The 16541-nt window shown below is 48.0% G+C and carries 15 protein-coding genes; 7 read left to right on the forward strand and 8 right to left on the reverse strand.

Annotation, left to right across the window (positions count from 1 at the left end):
- Positions 1-9: 9 nt before the first annotated feature.
- Genes BK126_RS19855 through BK126_RS19865 form a run of 3 tightly spaced genes read right to left on the reverse strand, consistent with a single transcriptional unit; the run spans position 10 to position 2074 of the window.
- Positions 10-966 (reverse strand): DNA-3-methyladenine glycosylase family protein, encoded by a 957-nt coding sequence (locus BK126_RS19855; protein ID WP_256702948.1) that lies wholly within the window; start codon positions 964-966, stop codon positions 10-12.
- Entirely contained in the window at positions 926-1474 is a 549-nt protein-coding gene (locus BK126_RS19860; RefSeq protein WP_076314293.1) for a methylated-DNA--[protein]-cysteine S-methyltransferase, read from the reverse strand. Before BK126_RS19860 ends, BK126_RS19855 begins: the two co-directional genes overlap by 41 nt.
- A gap of 36 nt (positions 1475-1510) precedes the next feature.
- Complete coding sequence (locus BK126_RS19865) at positions 1511-2074, reverse strand: bifunctional transcriptional activator/DNA repair enzyme AdaA (RefSeq protein ID WP_076314294.1); 564 nt, start codon at positions 2072-2074, stop codon at positions 1511-1513.
- 305 nt (positions 2075-2379) lie between these two features.
- Here BK126_RS19865 and BK126_RS19870 point away from each other — a divergent pair, with 305 nt between their 5' ends.
- Positions 2380-3441, forward strand: a complete 1062-nt coding sequence (locus BK126_RS19870) for an LCP family protein (protein ID WP_083655996.1) — start codon at positions 2380-2382, stop codon at positions 3439-3441.
- Positions 3442-3512: 71 nt separating this feature from the next.
- Here the strand turns inward: BK126_RS19870 and BK126_RS19875 are convergent, their stop codons facing one another.
- Entirely contained in the window at positions 3513-4343 is an 831-nt protein-coding gene (locus tag BK126_RS19875; protein WP_076314295.1) for an AraC family transcriptional regulator, read from the reverse strand.
- A 206-nt stretch (positions 4344-4549) separates the two neighbouring features.
- Between BK126_RS19875 and melA the strand changes: the two genes are divergently transcribed.
- Positions 4550-5848 carry an alpha-glucosidase/alpha-galactosidase gene (melA, locus tag BK126_RS19880; RefSeq protein ID WP_076314296.1) on the forward strand — a complete coding sequence of 433 codons (1299 nt, stop codon included), beginning with the start codon at positions 4550-4552 and terminating at the stop codon, positions 5846-5848.
- A gap of 110 nt (positions 5849-5958) precedes the next feature.
- On the opposite strand, the gene BK126_RS19885 is transcribed toward melA, so the two are convergent.
- Entirely contained in the window at positions 5959-7419 is a 1461-nt protein-coding gene (locus BK126_RS19885; protein WP_076314297.1) for an alpha-amylase, read from the reverse strand.
- 272 nt (positions 7420-7691) lie between these two features.
- Between BK126_RS19885 and BK126_RS19890 the strand changes: the two genes are divergently transcribed.
- Both BK126_RS19890 and BK126_RS19895 read left to right on the forward strand, forming a co-directional pair.
- Positions 7692-9098 (forward strand): MATE family efflux transporter, encoded by a 1407-nt coding sequence (locus BK126_RS19890; protein WP_076314298.1) that lies wholly within the window; start codon positions 7692-7694, stop codon positions 9096-9098.
- Between the two features lie 304 nt (positions 9099-9402).
- Positions 9403-10587 (forward strand): acyltransferase, encoded by a 1185-nt coding sequence (locus tag BK126_RS19895; RefSeq protein WP_076314299.1) that lies wholly within the window; start codon positions 9403-9405, stop codon positions 10585-10587.
- Positions 10588-10874: 287 nt separating this feature from the next.
- On the opposite strand, the gene BK126_RS19900 is transcribed toward BK126_RS19895, so the two are convergent.
- The 3 genes from BK126_RS19900 to BK126_RS19910 are packed head-to-tail and all read right to left on the reverse strand — an operon-like array spanning position 10875 to position 12810.
- Complete coding sequence (locus tag BK126_RS19900) at positions 10875-11549, reverse strand: hypothetical protein (RefSeq protein WP_076314300.1); 675 nt, start codon at positions 11547-11549, stop codon at positions 10875-10877.
- Positions 11549-12442 (reverse strand): ABC transporter ATP-binding protein, encoded by an 894-nt coding sequence (locus BK126_RS19905; RefSeq protein ID WP_083655997.1) that lies wholly within the window; start codon positions 12440-12442, stop codon positions 11549-11551. Before BK126_RS19905 ends, BK126_RS19900 begins: the two co-directional genes overlap by 1 nt.
- Positions 12442-12810 carry a GntR family transcriptional regulator gene (locus BK126_RS19910; protein ID WP_047912709.1) on the reverse strand — a complete coding sequence of 123 codons (369 nt, stop codon included), beginning with the start codon at positions 12808-12810 and terminating at the stop codon, positions 12442-12444. The genes BK126_RS19905 and BK126_RS19910 overlap by 1 nt, the downstream gene beginning before the upstream one ends.
- 333 nt (positions 12811-13143) lie before the next feature.
- On the opposite strand from BK126_RS19910, the gene BK126_RS19915 reads away from it, so the two are divergent.
- Genes BK126_RS19915 through BK126_RS19925 form a run of 3 tightly spaced genes read left to right on the forward strand, consistent with a single transcriptional unit; the run spans position 13144 to position 16477 of the window.
- Entirely contained in the window at positions 13144-14601 is a 1458-nt protein-coding gene (locus tag BK126_RS19915; protein ID WP_076314302.1) for a circularly permuted type 2 ATP-grasp protein, read from the forward strand.
- A complete protein-coding gene (locus tag BK126_RS19920; protein ID WP_076314303.1) occupies positions 14602-15603 on the forward strand; it encodes an alpha-E domain-containing protein in 1002 nt (333 codons plus the stop codon).
- A gap of 7 nt (positions 15604-15610) precedes the next feature.
- Entirely contained in the window at positions 15611-16477 is an 867-nt protein-coding gene (locus tag BK126_RS19925; RefSeq protein WP_076314304.1) for a transglutaminase family protein, read from the forward strand.
- Positions 16478-16541: the final 64 nt, after the last annotated feature.

A 16541-nucleotide genomic window follows, 5' to 3' on the forward strand; every position in this document is an offset into this window, starting at 1 on the left:
GAGTGTGACCTACAACGTAAGGGTTCTCCATAGATAGAAGACGGCGTAGGCCTCATAGCCTGCCCAAGGCTTAAACAGCTCCCGGATCTGATCAGGAGCCGGCTTCACGCTGAGACCAAGCTCCCGCTTCAGCGCAGCATGAAGTCCGGCATCACCGATAGGAAAGGCAGCGGGATCACGGAGGCAGCGCATCAGCACATAATGCGCCGTCCAGGGGCCGATCCCGCGAATGGAGATGAGCGTCTGCTCGGCTTCCTGGAAGCCCGAGGCAAGAAGGTCCCCCTTCTGGAGCTCACCGCTGTCGATCCTTCTGGCCAGATCCAATATATACTCGCATTTTTTGGTCGTAATTTGCAGCTCCTTCAGTTCCTGTACGGTTGCCGTCAGCACAGACTGAGGCGTCGGGAAGAGATAGTACGTCCGCTCTCCAAATGGATGCTGCTCCCCATAAGTCTCGGTGAGGCGGCGTTTTAACGTATAAGCAAACGTCAGATTGATCTGCTGTCCGAGCACTGCCCAGCATAAAGCCTCGAACAGATCAGGAACACCAATGATACGGAGTCCTCGTAATGATTCAGAGAATTTCGAGAGAATGGGGTCAGACGCGACACGTGTCTCCACAGGAGTGAGATCTCTGTCCAGATCCAGCCATTCGGTTATATAGGCTGCTGCTGCCTGGCATTCTTCAGCACGGAGCGGTGCTTCCAGCAAGGAATGAACAACCAGCGCATGAGTCTCTTGATCGTACTCCAATTGAAGCGGAAGCACGGTTTCCTTCACTTTAATCAGCTTATATATCCTTCCCTGATCCACTTGATGCAGACATTCCAGCTTGGAACGGTTCAAATAATACAGAACCTCTTCATAGTGAAACAGCTTCGGCAGAGACAGCTTAAAGGTGTTATCTCCAGGATGGTACTCCACTCTAGAACTGGAACCGGGCATGTCCGGCTGCGGTATATCCATGATATCCCTCCAAGTTAAGAAGTGCTTCCTTTACTTTCAATCCGCCTGCAAACCCCGTCAGTGTGTTGTTCTTACCAATGACACGGTGGCAGGGAACGATGATGGGCACAGGATTCGCCCCGTTTGCAGTACCAACGGCACGGACTGCTTGAGGGCGGTCAATCCCGTGAGCAATGTCGGAATAGCTGCGCGCTTCGCCATAGGGAATTTGCTGTAACGCCTGCCATACCTTCTTCTGAAATTCCGTACCTCTCAGATCGAGCGGCAGACGGAAGCTCTGTCTTGCTCCATTCATATATTCGTTCAGCTGAGTGACATAGGGTGCGAGCTTCTCGGGACTCTCTATCATATCTGCTCTTGGAAAACGGCGCTGAATCCAGCTCATCAGCACCTCCATCGAATCTGTGGGCCAGGTCACTTTGCACAGCCCCTTCTCTGTTGCGGCTATATACATCGTCTGATGTTGAAATAAAGAATGTCTGAGCTCAGCCCAGTACACGGTCTCCATACGGTATACCTCCTCCTCTGTTCAAATGAATAACCTCTATGTGATATCCCCTTTGCGGTACTGCTGGGGTGTGACACCTGTTCTCTTTTGAAAAACATGGATAAAGTGCGAGACGCTCTTAAAACCGACGTTTAATGCCACATCCTGAATTTCCGAATCCGAGCTCTTCAGCTGTTCCTTCGCATGCTCAATACGGACATGCTGCAGCTGCTGAGCCGGGGACGCTTCCGTAACTCTCTTGTACACCCGCTGCATGTGATAGGGACTGATACTGAGCGCTTCAGCGATCTGCGGGAGAGTAAGCGGCTCTCTGTAGTGTGCATAGATATAGCGGGTAACCCGTTCTGCAATATCAGCATCCGGGTTAATGAGCTCGTGCTTATTTGGCTGGCACCTCTTACAGGCCCGGTATCCGCTGCGTTCCGCCTCATAAATACTGGCATAGACCGTGACATTTTCCGGCTTCGGTGTTCTGGAGCGGCAGGAGGGTCTGCAGTAGATGCCTGTCGTTTTGATCGCGGAATAATAAATGCCGTCATACCGGTCGCTTCGCGCAAGTATCGCAGCATACACTTTGTCAAACAGCTCCTGATCCCTCACACCTATCATCCTCCATATCCAAATCTTTATTGTCCGAATCAATTTCATGATATTTTTTTGTCGCTTTAATAAAGGATGAAATTGATCCTACTAAATCACATTATAGGCAACATTCATCCGAAAAGGCACGTTATAGAAATAGGAGAGCAAGATTTCGACGTTCTGCGAAATGAACATTCCTTAATATGGAAAACTGTAGTATATTAGATGAGTTATCGAATCAAAATCTGACCCAAAACATCAAATTTTATTAAAAATGATATATATTGCGTCGACAAAAAAGATAGTGAAGAAAGGAGAAGCTGATGAGCGATCTTGAATACCCGTTGACACGGAGCAACCGTAAGAAAGCCGGCAAGAACAAAAAAGCGAAGAAGAAGACGAAAAAGCCATTAATCATCTCTTTTATTATCCTGCTGCTAGTCGGCTCATTCGCTTATATTTTTCATAAGGAGCTGGGGTGGGCAGCGCTGCAGCTGTTCGTAGAGAAGCCGGTCAAGACGGCACTCGATGATTCTTATGAACCGCTTGATGAAGTTACCGGACCCGCTGTGACAGAAGAAGAGAAGGAGCTGGAGCCGTTCAGCATGCTTCTCCTTGGTGTAGACGAGCGCGAAGGGGATGTCGGCAGATCTGACACGATGATCTATGCCGTATTTCGTCCAGAGGATCACCGGATGCTGCTCTTGTCGATCCCGCGTGACTCCTATGTGCAGATTGCCGGGAGAGATCGAAGAGATAAAGTTAATGCGGCTTATGCCTATGGCGGCGCCAAGATGAGTGTGGAGACCATTGAGCAGCTCTTGGAAACGGACGTAGATTATTATGCAAAAGTGAATTTTAACGCGCTTGTTGAAGTGGTCGATGCGCTCGGCGGTGTCGAGCTTCCTATCACAGAACCGATTCAGAACAAATACAAGTACCATATTCCACTGTATATTGAGGCAAACAAGCCCATCTATACAGGGGAGGATGCACTCAATTATGTAAGGTACCGTGAGGATTCCGATTTCAAGCGGACGGAGCGCCAGCGTATCTTTCTCAAAGCCGCAGCAGAACGGATGCTGCAGATCGGAAATATTACCAAGATTCCAGAAATCCTGTCTATCGCGAGCAGTAATATGAAGACAGATATGACCTCAGACTTTATCCTGGATCTTGGCAAGCTGCTCTATGATAAGGAAGCTGTTCCGCAGATGACCAGTTATATGCTGGAGGGAAGCGGCAAGAGCGATGGGGCCTGGTACTACATGCTGGATGACGATAAGCTGGACTACGCGCAGCAATTAGTCGACAATTGGACAGATGCGTCCATTACCAGCGATCAGCTGATGGATCCGGAAAAGGATGAAGAGCAAACACCATAATATGAAGGGCCTGTCCTATGCAGACAGGCCCTTTTTGTGTGATCCGCCAGCAGGGGCGTCATTTACGATCATTATTTAAGCTGCTGCCGATAATGGCGGGGAGAATGGCCCTGCTTCTTCTTGAACATCTTGGAGAATAAAAATGCATCGTTATAGCCTACGGAGTGGGCGACATCACTGATTGACAGCTCCGGATTCCGGAGCAGCTCTGCGGCCCGTCTCATCCGGTATTCCAGCAGATAGGACTGAAGCGACACGCCAAAATGCTCCTTGAAGATGCCTGACAGATAGGTGCGGTCAAGACCGACCGCTTCTGCAATATCCTGAATCGTCATCCTCTGACTGTATCCGTTCTCAATGAAGCGGATCGATTTCCGAATATAGCTGTCCCGTGATGGGGACTTATGGTATGCAGCCGGAGCGGGAGCGCTGCGTATGAGATCGCCCAGCACTTTATACAGAATACCCAGACTATGAACATCCCCACCGGCATGATGACGAACATGAATGAGATCGTCATAGAAAGAAGTGAAACAAGTTCCGGATGCAGCTGAATAGATGGGATGCTCAGGCGTACAGTTTCCGCGCTGCAGCAGGGATTTGGCATATATTCCTCTGAAACCGATCCAGGAATAAGTCCAGGGGTCCTCTTCATCGGCGGTATAGTGAATACGTTCATCTGGGAAAATGACAAATCCCTGTCCTGGACCGAGCTGAGCCGTCTGATCTTCATAGCGAAAGCTCCCATGTCCCTTATGGATGTAATGGAGGATGTAGGCATCTCGTAGACCTGGACCCCAGCTGTGCCCGGGTTCACACTCCTGCAGGCCGAAGAAATCCATGCGGAGCTCCATCTTCTCCTGCGAATCCTGGAGGGTTAGATAGACTTCATTGATTGGCATTGTATGATAACCCCTTTTGCACGTATGTAGCTGTATTATACCAAACAAAAGGGGCGAAACGGTTGTAAATGTATTACCATTCCTAATCAATCAAGTGGGATTATGACATGTTTATCTTGGACTATTCTATGTCCTCCTGCCCTTGCCCAGGCGTATAGTTAGGCTGTATTCAATACAGCGGTTGCTGACTATGGGAGGCAGATAAAATGTCCAAAATTACATTCATTGGTGCGGGGAGCACCGTTTTTGTCAAAAATGTACTCGGCGATGTGATGACAACTCCAGCTTTGCAGGACTTCGAGCTTGCTCTGTTTGATATTGATGAAGAGCGGCTGCGGGACTCCGAGCGGCTGCTTAACAGCATAAAGGAAACGCTCGGCAGCACCTGCCGAATCATCGCCTATCATGACCGCAAAGAAGCACTTCGCGGTGCGAAATACGTCATTAATGCGATTCAGGTCGGCGGCTATGATCCGTGTACGATCACTGATTTTGAGATTCCGAAGAAATATGGTCTGCGCCAGACGATAGCGGATACGCTGGGGATCGGGGGAATCTTCCGTAATCTTCGGACGATTCCGGTGATGCTGGATTTTGCCCGCGATATGCAGGAGGTCTGCCCGGACGCTTGGTTCCTGAACTACACCAATCCGATGGCTGTGCTTACGAATGTTATGAATACGGTTGGCGGCATCAAGACGGTTGGACTCTGCCACAGCGTACAGCACTGCGTCTCCGATCTGTTCCGCTCGCTTGAGATGGATACGGCGGGAGTAGAATCGAAGATTGCCGGCATCAACCATATGGCCTGGCTGCTTGAAGTGAAGAAGGATGGCAAGGATCTGTATCCGGAGATTAAACGCCGGGCGGCTGAGAAGCAGAAGGAGAAGCATCATGATATGGTACGGTTTGAGCTGATGCTTCGGTTTGGCTATTATGTCACCGAATCTTCGGAGCATAATGCAGAATATCATCCCTACTTTATTAAGAAGAGCTATCCTGAGCTCATCGACAGATACAATATACCGCTGGATGAGTACCCGCGCCGCTGTGTTAACCAGATTAATGGCTGGAAGGAAATGCGGGACAAAATATTTGCCAGCGAAAGTATTGAGCACACACGATCTGCAGAGTATGCCTCATACATCATGGAAGCGATGGAGACAGGTAATCCGTTCAAGATTGGCGGTAATGTCATGAATACCGGACTCATTACGAACCTTCCGAAGGAAGCTTGTGTTGAAGTGCCGTGTCTAGTAGACCGCTCTGGCATTACGCCGACCTATGTCGGGGATCTGCCGCCTCAGCTTGCTGCACTGAACCGTACGAACATCAACACCCAGCTGCTGACGATTGAAGCAGCGGTAACTCAGAAGAAGGAGCATATCTATCATGCAGCGATGCTTGATCCACATACAGCTGCTGAGCTGTCCCTGGACGATATTACTTCCCTGTGTGATGACTTGATTGAAGCTCACGGTGACTGGCTGCCGGCATTCAAATAATAGGCCAAGAAGCTATTCCAAAATTAAATAACATAAATCCCCTGCCTCTCCATAACGTTAGAGGGCAGGGGATTTGTAATTTGGTAAGCATGTTCTATCCAATTAGCGGATTAATTGTTCGATGCTTCAACCCATACCGATACGCTTCCACCGTTCACAGGGAAGTCGGCAAAGCCGTCTTTGCCAATCTTGATCTGATCAGTCCGGTTGCCCGTAATATCGATAAAGGTCTGCCCAGCCCGTTCTGAGCCTACCTTCATGTGCTTCTTGCCCTCTTCACCATTGCCGATAACGACGGCACATCCGGAATGAGGGAACTCGGCGACCCCGCGCCGTACCCAGCCAATCGTATTCGGATGGTCGAAGTAATCCTCCTGTGGACCATAGGCGTAATGATATCTGGCGTGAAGCAAAGGATCGATCGCATCCTTTTTCGGAGGAATTGGATGCTCACCGGATATTCCATAATAGTCACCGTAGAATACACAAGGGTATCCACCTTGACGCAGCAGAATCAGCGCATAGGCACTCTGCTTGAACCAATCATCAATCCATGATTCGAGTGCCTCTTCCGGCTGAGAGTCATGATTATCAACGAACGTTACCGCATGAGTCGGATGGGTATTAACGAGTGTATCCTGGAAGATCGTGCTGAGATTGAAGTTCTTTCCAGCCTGGGAGGCCTCATGCAGCTTATAGTGGAGAGATACATCAAATAAGTCAATCTGGTAATCGACCGTGTCCAGGAAGTTCTGACAGGCCGCGAGATCGGGCTTCCAGAACTCTCCGACAATGTAGAAATCCTGTCCGCGTTTGTTGATCATCTCTTTAGCGAATTCCTTGATGAATTCATGGTTGATGTGCTTGATGGCATCCAGACGAAAACCGTTGCACTGTAAAGTGTCGATGAGCCATTTACCCCAGCGGATCATTTCCTCTCTGACCTCAGGGATGCTGTAGTCGATGTTAGCGAACATGAGATAATCATAGTTGCCGAATTCATCGTCTACATTCTCGTTCCAGGCCTTGTCTTCTTCTGCCATGCGGAAGATGCCGGTCCGATTGGTCTTGGCATCATAATCTGTGCCGTTGAAATGAGTATGATTCCATTTGAAGCTGGAGTATTTGTCTCCCCGTCCAGGGTAATCAAATTTGGTCCAGCCCTCGATTTCAAACGGCTTGGAGATATCCTTGGTACGATTGTTAGGATCGACTTCAATGACTTTGAAGCGCTCCGTTGCATCGGCTCCAGCCTTGTGATTCATGACCAGATCGACGTATACGGCAATGCCGTTCTGCATACAGGCGGCTAGTGCTTCGAGCAGCTCCGCTTTGGTTCCGTACTTGGTTCGAACGCTCCCTTTTTGATTGAATTCGCCGAGATCGTATAAGTCATACACTCCATATCCCGTGTCTTCAGGCGAGGAGCCTTTCGTAACCGGGGGAATCCAGACGGAGTCAATGCCTTGTGCCTTCAGCTCGGGAGCTTTCTCGGCCAGTCGTTTCCAATGGGAACCGTCCGGTTCAACATGCCACTCAAAAAACTGCATCATCGTATGATTACGTTTCATGGTATGTTCCCCTCTCCATATCAAAAAATCTCGTGCATCCTATATGTATTTCTTAAGATCGCCGGAAGGGCGGAACTCCAGAACACATAAATGCTTTTATTGTAGAAATAACCCCGAAAAACCTGCAGCTAAACGATGTCCCGCAAAAATATTCTTTTTTTAGGTGATCAAATGAAAATATTATGATAAACTACCTATGTTTTTCATCAATTCCAGAAAATTTTCGAAAGCCGTTTTCTTATATTAATTAATGAGTCAGCAAGGGAGAAATTATGACGACGACAGTAACGGGCGGGGGCGCCGCCGAAACGAATAATCTTAAGCTTTTTGCGTTAACCTGGCCCATATTTTTAGAGCTGCTTCTGTTCATGCTAATGGGTACAGTCGATACATTTATGCTCAGCGCGGTATCCGATGAGGCCGTATCGGCCGTTGGTACAGCGAATCAGATCGTAACCATCGCCATTCTGATACTAGAGGTCATCGGTAATGGAGCAGCCATTGTCGTTGCCCAGTACATCGGTTCAAGGAAGCTGGCAGAAGCCTCAAGAGTATCTGCTATCGCGATTACCCTGAACCTGTGTGTCGGACTTGCGATCAGTATATTGTTTGTATTTGGAGGGCGCTCCATACTACAAGCCATGAATCTTTCGGGAGAGCTTCTTGCACTCGGTCAGGCTTATTTAACCATTGTAGGGGGAGGGATATTCCTCCAAGCCTTGATTAACATCCTTGCCGCGATCATTCGGACTTATGGATATACGAAGCAGACGATGCTGGTCTCTCTGGTGATGAATGTTATCCATCTGGTCGGTAACTATGCGCTTATATTTGGGCATTTTGGCTTTAGTCCACTGGGTGTTCAAGGTGCAGCCATCTCAACGGTGCTCAGTCGTTTAATCTGCGTCGTGATCTTCTTCTGGCTTCTGTACAGGGTGCTGTCTGTTCGTATCGAGTGGAAGCATTACTTCACCATTTCCAGGAATTATGTAGGGAAAATTCTGAAGATCGGCATTCCGTCGGCCTTTGAACAGATCATCTATCAGGTCTGTCAGCTCGTCTTCTTATATTATGTCACTTATCTCGGTACGGAATCCCTGGCGACAAGGCAGTATGCTGCTCAAATTTCACACTATATCTATCTGTTCAGCATGGCGGTTTCGATCGGTACCTCCATTCTTGTCGGACGCTTCGTTGGTGCAGGGAATCCGGAAGAAGCATATGCCCGTTTGCGAAAAAGCGTCAAGATCGGGTTGACCTCCACGATTATTATGGATTTGATTATTATTGCGCTGCGGGAGCCGCTTCTTGGGATCTTCACAGACAGCGCCGAAATTATTCGTCTTGGATCGCAGGTGATCCTGTTCAGTATCGTGCTGGAGACAGCCAGAACCTGCAATATGATCATGATTAATTCGCTGCGCGCCGCAGGAGATGCGCGATTCCCGGTATATATGGGTCTCATCTCCATGGTCGGTGTAAGTCTTCCGCTTGGCTATGTACTCGTATTCTCTCTCGATATGGGCCTCCTTGGTGTATGGATGGCGAATGCAGCGGATGAGTGGATTCGAGCGTTCATTATGCATTTCCGCTGGAAGAGCGGTGCTTGGCGCAAGCATGCCTTGGTGGAGCATCTGCCCGTACATGAACAAGCACAGCCTGCTGCAGCACAATCCTGACGGATACCGGCATTGATTGCGATTTCACGCAGTTAGCACCTATCCAAAAATAGCTAATATTAAAAAAAGCCGCCAATAGGTGGTTTTTTTACTAGTAAAAATACAAATAAATCATGTTATCATATACAATAGATTGGTCAGAGTGATTGGATGTTTATCCGTATTTAAAAATAGATTAAGAGATTCTTAAGGTACACAGAGCATGAATGATCTATGATAGATGAAGCACTGTGAGCTCAGAAGATCCTGTTATATAAGGACAAATTGCTGAACTCTATTATATAGAAACAAGGAGTTTTAAATGATGAGTCAAACACAATTAGAAAAAAGGGAACGTATTCCCGAGCTGAACCTGGTGCGATGTATGGCGATTCTCGGGGTATTGACCGTGCATTCGTCTTCATTTGCGACATTAAACATGATCGATTCCGGTATGTACGGCGTATACAACTTCTTTAATATTTTCATGAAGTTCGGTACACCGACATTTATTTTTCTCAGCAGCTTTGTCTTGTTCTACAATTACTACACAAGACCGCTGGACAAACAGCTGGTAACAGGCTTCTATAAGAAACGGCTGCTCTACATCCTGATTCCGTATTTTATGTTCTCACTCTTTTACTTCGGGATCCTGCATGTGACGCATTATCCGGACCGTTCCTTTGTGGATACCATAACCAGCTTCACGGAGAAGCTGCTCACAGGTAAGGCGTATACGCACTTATACTTTGTATTTATTAATATGCAGTTCTATATTTTATTCCCGCTTGTGCTGTGGCTGTTCAAGAAGGCGCCGTCGCTTGTCAAATGGGCAGTCCCGATCGGACTTGCGATTCAATGGGGATTCATTGTCTTGAACAAGTACGGTGTGATCTCTGTTGCGAATAAGGGAAGCTGGTCACCGTCTTATTTTGCCTATTTTATGCTGGGTGCATTCCTGGGCGTATACTTCCCTAAGATCAAACAGTGGATTGTGATGAAAAAGGAGTATGCTACGCCGGCTAAGATTACCACCTGGATTGCGCTGTGGGTCGTATGGCTTGGTGCAGGGATCGCCCATGCGCAGATTTGGTACCTGAACCGCAAAGGCATTGCCGTATATGATTCGCTCTGGTATGAATTCTTGTGGAACCTGCACACATTTGCAGCGGCGCTGGTGCTCTTCCAGATCGCCTTCCTGCTATATAAACGTGAACGTGGGCAGAACATGTTTGTACGCGGTATGTCTCGCATTGGTGGACTGTCCTTCGGGATTTACCTGATTCACCCCTTCTTCCTGCTGATCTACCGCGAGTTCCCGCCGCAAACCGGGATCTCTATGCTGCACCATCTATGGTACGTAGGCGGCTTCTTGGTGGCACTGATCGGTTCGTATATCGTCGTGACGCTGGCATCTCGAATTCCACAGTCGTGGATCCTGTTCGGGAACCTGCCGAAGCCGAAGAAGAAGGAGCGCACTATTGGGGAGAAGAGAGACCTCCCTGCATAATCAATCTTTTCTCATACAAAAAGCATGCCGCGTAATTTACGGCATGCTTTTTTGTGCGCTAACCATGGTCGAGCCGTTTAGCAAAGACCATGCGTACTACCTCATATCCCAAGCGGAATTTTTGGATGGCGAACGACTTTTGCTTTAGCAACCGGAGAGAGCCAGCCAAAAATGGAGCGCCTGACTTTTGCGTTAGCAACCGGAGAGAGAGAATCAAAAAATGAAACGACTGAATCTGCTAAATCAAAAATAGAGTGTCAAGTAAGCCGCTCAAAACATGGAGCGGCTTACTTGACAGTCGACCTGCGCAGCAAGAAATAGGCAATGACGACAAACAACAGAGTGAAGGGAGTCAGGTACCAGATGGAATCGGTCTGATAAGTTACAAAGAATCGGCCGACTTCATCCCATAGTTCATAGAACGTAACGAGCACGCTCGCAATGCCCATTACAACGAACATAAGTACAAGCAGCCCAGCCAGCACAAGAGCACCGAATCTTCGGGCAATGCTGGGGAGTAAGAAGCCGAAGAAGCAGAAGAAGGTGAATACGACAAAGTTGAGCCCGAGGAACTCCAGGAAACCGAGCTCGTTAGTAAACGGAAAGTTAAAGAACCCAAGCCCAGTCCCCCAGGAGGTGGCCTTCTCTATTGCTCGCAGCACAGCGAGAACGATTGAGGCGACGAGCATATGGACGGTCAGCCAGATAACAGTACCTGAGTAGTAATCCTTTCTTCTGACACCGAAGCCAAGCAAGAACGAGAAATTCATAGGCACGATAATGATGCCAAGGGTCATCATGAATACATAAATGCTCAGCACGCCTCCAGAAGTATAGGGCCCAGTAAAGGTGCTGACGATCAAATTGGTCAAAAAGTTAAATATCATAATCGTGTAGGGCATGTAAACCCACAGCCACCGATCGATATGGTGAGTTCTGATGACATTACGTATACCTGGCATTATAGAATCACCTCTTCCTTATTACGGTTGTTGGTCAAATGGACAATTAATTGCTGAAGCGATACAGGGGCTACGTCCAGATGTTTGCTCTCAGCTTGTTTACGGAAGTCCGAAATTCCTTCGCTTCGTACCGTGACTTGAAGTATAGAGCCCAGCGTCTCGCTGCGAAGGACTTTTTTATTATGAATAAATGCTTCCACATCCTGCTTCTTTCCACTGATCGTATAGGCAGCTCCTCTTAGCTTCTCTGCCTCTTCACTCAGCAGAATCCGGCCGCTGTCAATGACGATAACATGCTCAAGCATGGCGCTGATCTCATCAATGAGATGCGTCGATAAAATAATGGTGCGAGGATGCTCCATATAGTCCTGAATCAGCCGGTCATAGAACATTTGTCTTGCGGTGGCATCCAATCCGAGGTAAGGCTCATCGAAGATGGTGAGCGGAGCACGGCTGGCCAGACCGACTACGATACCGACGGCAGAAAGCATCCCCCGAGACAGCTTCTTCACATGACGTTTCAAAGGAAGATTGAACTCCGTCAGCAGGGTGTCTGCAAGCTTCGCGTCCCAACTCGGAAATTGGTAGGAGGCAATGGCGATGACATCTCTGATCCGGAAGGAATCCGGATATTTTTGACTCTCTTTAATAAAGCACATTTGATTGAGCACCTTGGCATTCTCATAGGGTTCCTCACCAAACACCCGAATTTCGCCGGACGTGGGGAAGATCTGGGCAGTTAAGATGTGCATCAAGGTTGTTTTACCTGCTCCGTTTCGTCCGAGAAGTCCATATATTTTGTTTTCTTCTATGTTCAGACTGATGTTATTAATCGCGGTGACATCATTTCCGAAGCTTTTGGTCAGATTCCGGATTTCCACTACATCACGCATTATCGTTTCTCCTCCCGTTGAATCATAATAGACAGCTCTTCTTTGCTGATGCCGAGCTTCTGTGCCTCTTGGATCATCTTGGTGACATATTGCTCATAGAATTGCTCTCTGCGTTTCTCCATAACCATCCCCCTCGCGCCTTTGGCTACAAACATGCCAATTCCTCGTTTCTTGTACAGCACGCCTTGATCGACCAGCAGATTTACACCTTTGGCGGCTGTGGCAGGATTAATTTGATAAAAAGAAGCAAATTGATTCGTTGAAGGGACTTGAGCTTCTTCTTCCAAACCACCCTCAATAATGTCGTCTTCGATTCGTTCCGCGATCTGTATAAAAATGGGGCGGTCATCATCCATTTGCAGTCCCATGTGCCACCTCTCCTCATTGGTTAGTTACTTATGTAATTAACCATACAAGCAACAAGGTAAGAAGTCAACACTTTTACAAAAAATAGGCGGAACGTTATCGCAGCTGCTCTTCATTCCATCCTTGCTTTCGCTTCGGTTTACAAAAATGAAGTGTAATATAATCTAACGTGTTGTATAATGATTAACACAAATCAGCTGTTTTTCAGTAATTAATCACATTTCAGTAGCAGGAAATATTACATTATTCATCATGAGGCCTTAGTGTATTCGACATTGTTCTGCTTCAATAGGCAGCTTCCCTGACACAAGAAAAAGATAAAAGGGGATGACGTTATGCTGATTCCGTATCCAACGGAGCCGTTCTTTGATGAGATGTTCATGCAGGCGGGTGAGCCGAGGCTTCATTATGCCGAGTTCTATCGCAGACTCAGACGCTTTACAGCAGAAGAGCTGAAGGAGAAGCATGAAACTGCACAGCTGTCTTTTTTAAGACAAGGAATTACTTTTACGGTATACAACAATGAGATAGGAACAGAGCGTGCAATGCCCTTTGATTTTATTCCCATTATCATTCCCCCTAGAGACTGGGAGCTGATTGAGAAGGGGATGATTCAGCGCTCAGAAGCCCTCAACCTCTTTTTGGAGGATATCTACGGTGAACAGCACATTATTCGTGACCGGGTCATTCCTAAAGAGCTGATTATGAACAACCCCTACTACTATCATAAGCAAGTGAAGGGAATAGACATTCCACTGAACAACCATATCTTCCTCGCAGGTATTGATCTGATTCGGGATGACCAGGGTAAATATCATATTCTCGAAGATAATCTGCGCAATCCGTCCGGTATGTCCTATGTGTATCAGAATCGCTACGTTATGCGTCAGGTTTACCCTGAATTGTTCGCCAGACACTCGATTCACCCGCTTGAACATCAGCTTGTTCATCTCTACCAAGCCTTGCTTGACCATACACCGCAGTCCTTCAGCTTCTCCTCCTCCCCCTGTGCGGTGCTATTGACTCCAGGTATGTACAATTCGGCTTATTATGATCATGTGTTTTTGGCTCAGCAGATGGGTATTCCTTTAGTAGAAGGAAGAGACCTTACAGTGGTAGATGATGTTGTATATATGAAGACGATCCGCGGACTTCGAAGGGTCGATATTATTTATCGCCGGATTGATGATGATTTTCTTGATCCGCTGCATTTTCGCAAAGACTCTGTCCTTGGCGTCTCTGGCCTCCTCTCCGCTTATCGCAAAGGCAATGTTGCTATACTGAATGGCATCGGAAACGGGGTTGCTGATGATAAAGCCATCTACGCTTACGTCCCCGATATGATCCGTTATTATCTGAACGAAGATCCAATTCTGTCGAATGTCGAAACGTATCGTTTAACCGAACGCTTGGAACGGGAGTGGGTGCTGGACCATCTGGAGGAGCTGGTCGTCAAGAACGTCGGAGCCTCCGGCGGCTATGATATGCTGATTGGCCCGCATGCGACAGGCGAAGAGATCGATAGGTTCAGGCTAAAAATCATGCAGCAGCCTCATCAGTATATCGCCCAGCCCACCATACGCTTATCTAGAGCACCGTCCTTTCAGAACGAACGCTTTTACCCGTGCCATGTCGATCTGCGCGTATTCGTTATCCGGGGCCGGAACACGCATGTGCTCCCTGGCGGACTCTCACGAGTTGCCCTTAAGGAGGGGTCGCTTGTTGTTAATTCCTCGCAAGGCGGGGGTGGAAAGGATACATGGATTCTGCGGAGAGAGGGAGGAGAGGTATAGATGCTGAGCAGAGTGGCAGATTGCTTATACTGGATGTCCCGTAACATTGAACGGGCAGAGAGCAACGCGCGTATACTGAATGTACAATTCATTCAGATGCTGGAAGCTTCAGAGGAAGAGATTCTTGCCAAGCATGACTGGGAGATGATCTTTGAAATATGTGCCCGGACCGATCTGTTTCATGAAGCAATGAAGGAACGAATGGGGGCGGAGCAAGCGCTTATTCACCAGCTTGTCTTCGCAAGGGCCAATCCCAATTCCGTGGTGAACTGTGTCCAATATGCCAGGGAGAATGCAAGAATGACGAGAACCCAGCTCCCGGATGACCTCTGGGAGATCTGGAACGATGTTTACCTGGATATGAACCGGATGAACAGAGGAGAAGATATCGACAGCAGAGAGGTAAGGCGCTGTCTTGAGCGGACGAAGATTGCTTCCCTTACTGCGAGAGGCATCATCGAAACCTCGATGTCACGCGGACCTGCCTATCATATGATCAACGTTGGCAAATGGCTCGAGCAAGCAGAGAAGACAGCTCGGATTCTGGATGTCGTAAGCAGCTATATCTATGCAGATCCGGCCTGCAGAGGCCAAGGAGAATCGTATTACTGGCGTCTGGCTCTGCAACTGGCAAATGGGTATGAGGCATTTCTGAAGCGTCATCCGCCGGCTATGGAGCCCGGTCCGATCCTCAGCTTTCTCGTTGCGGATGAAGCCTATCCCAAATCGATCCGCTACTGCATAAGCCAGGTACGGGAGTCGGTTCAAATTCTGGAGTATGGCAGGGTATCTCATTATTCCTGGGAGATGTATGCTTCCCTTGATGATCTGCTGGGTATGCTGGATGAGGTCCATATTACGGAGCTGAGGGGACCGGAGCTGGACTTCTTTCTCAGCCAATTTCAAGAAAAGTGCAGAGAGATCGGCCATGTGTTCTCGAGAACTTATTATTTAATGGATACAGGAGAGCGGCAGTTTCAATTTCACTACGCAGGAGAATAGAGAAGCGATGAAATACAAAATTGTGCATACCAACACGTTTAAATATGACGCTCCGGTGGATCAGAGCATGAATACAATACGGCTGCGTCCACTAGAGGATGAGTGTCAGCAGCTAATATCATACCGTACCGATATCCATCCTTCGGCTCTGACGAAGGGGCATGAGGATGTGTGGGGGAATTATGTGGAAGAATTCTTTATCGCGGAGCCCCATACCTCTCTGGAGGTCATTGCTACCTCCATTGTGACGGTGCAGCGGAGTCCTTTTTTGCAGGATATTCCGTACTCCTCTGAGATGAAGACGTTGTTTGAGTCTCATTTATATAAAGAGCATTATGGAGCTTATCTAGTGGAGACCGCGTATACCAAGCTTAATATGGAGCAGATTCGAGCTGTACAGAAGGAAGCGGGGAGCATGAAGGATCCGCTCAGTTATGCATTACAAGTGATGGATTATCTGTACAGCAGCTTCACCTATGATAAAGACTCGACCAACGTAGAGACAACGGCAGAGGCGGCTTTTGAGCACAAAAGAGGGGTCTGTCAGGATTTTTCTCATGTCATGCTGGGGATTCTGCGAGCGAGCGGCATTCCGTCACGTTATGTGAGCGGTTATTTGTACGTAGGTGAAGATTCGGCACTGAAGGGAGATGCTGCTTCACACGCGTGGGTTGAGGTAATGGTGCCTGGCATTGGCTGGGCAGGGCTTGATCCGACGAATAATGTAGAGGCTTTATCCAATCATATCAGAGTGGGTACGGGCCGTGATTATGCGGATGTAAGTCCTCTGCAAGGAAAGTATCGGGGCGGAGAGTCCACTCTGGATGTCGGTGTTTCGGTACAGCTGCTGGATGCAAACGAACGACATAATTAGCCGCATGACTGAAGCGAGAGAGAATCGTTTCGTATGGATGCTTCACGGTTAATAAGAGGAGGAT

It is taken from the genome of Paenibacillus sp. FSL H7-0326 (genome assembly GCF_001955535.1).
Lineage (GTDB): Bacteria > Bacillota > Bacilli > Paenibacillales > Paenibacillaceae > Paenibacillus > Paenibacillus shunpengii.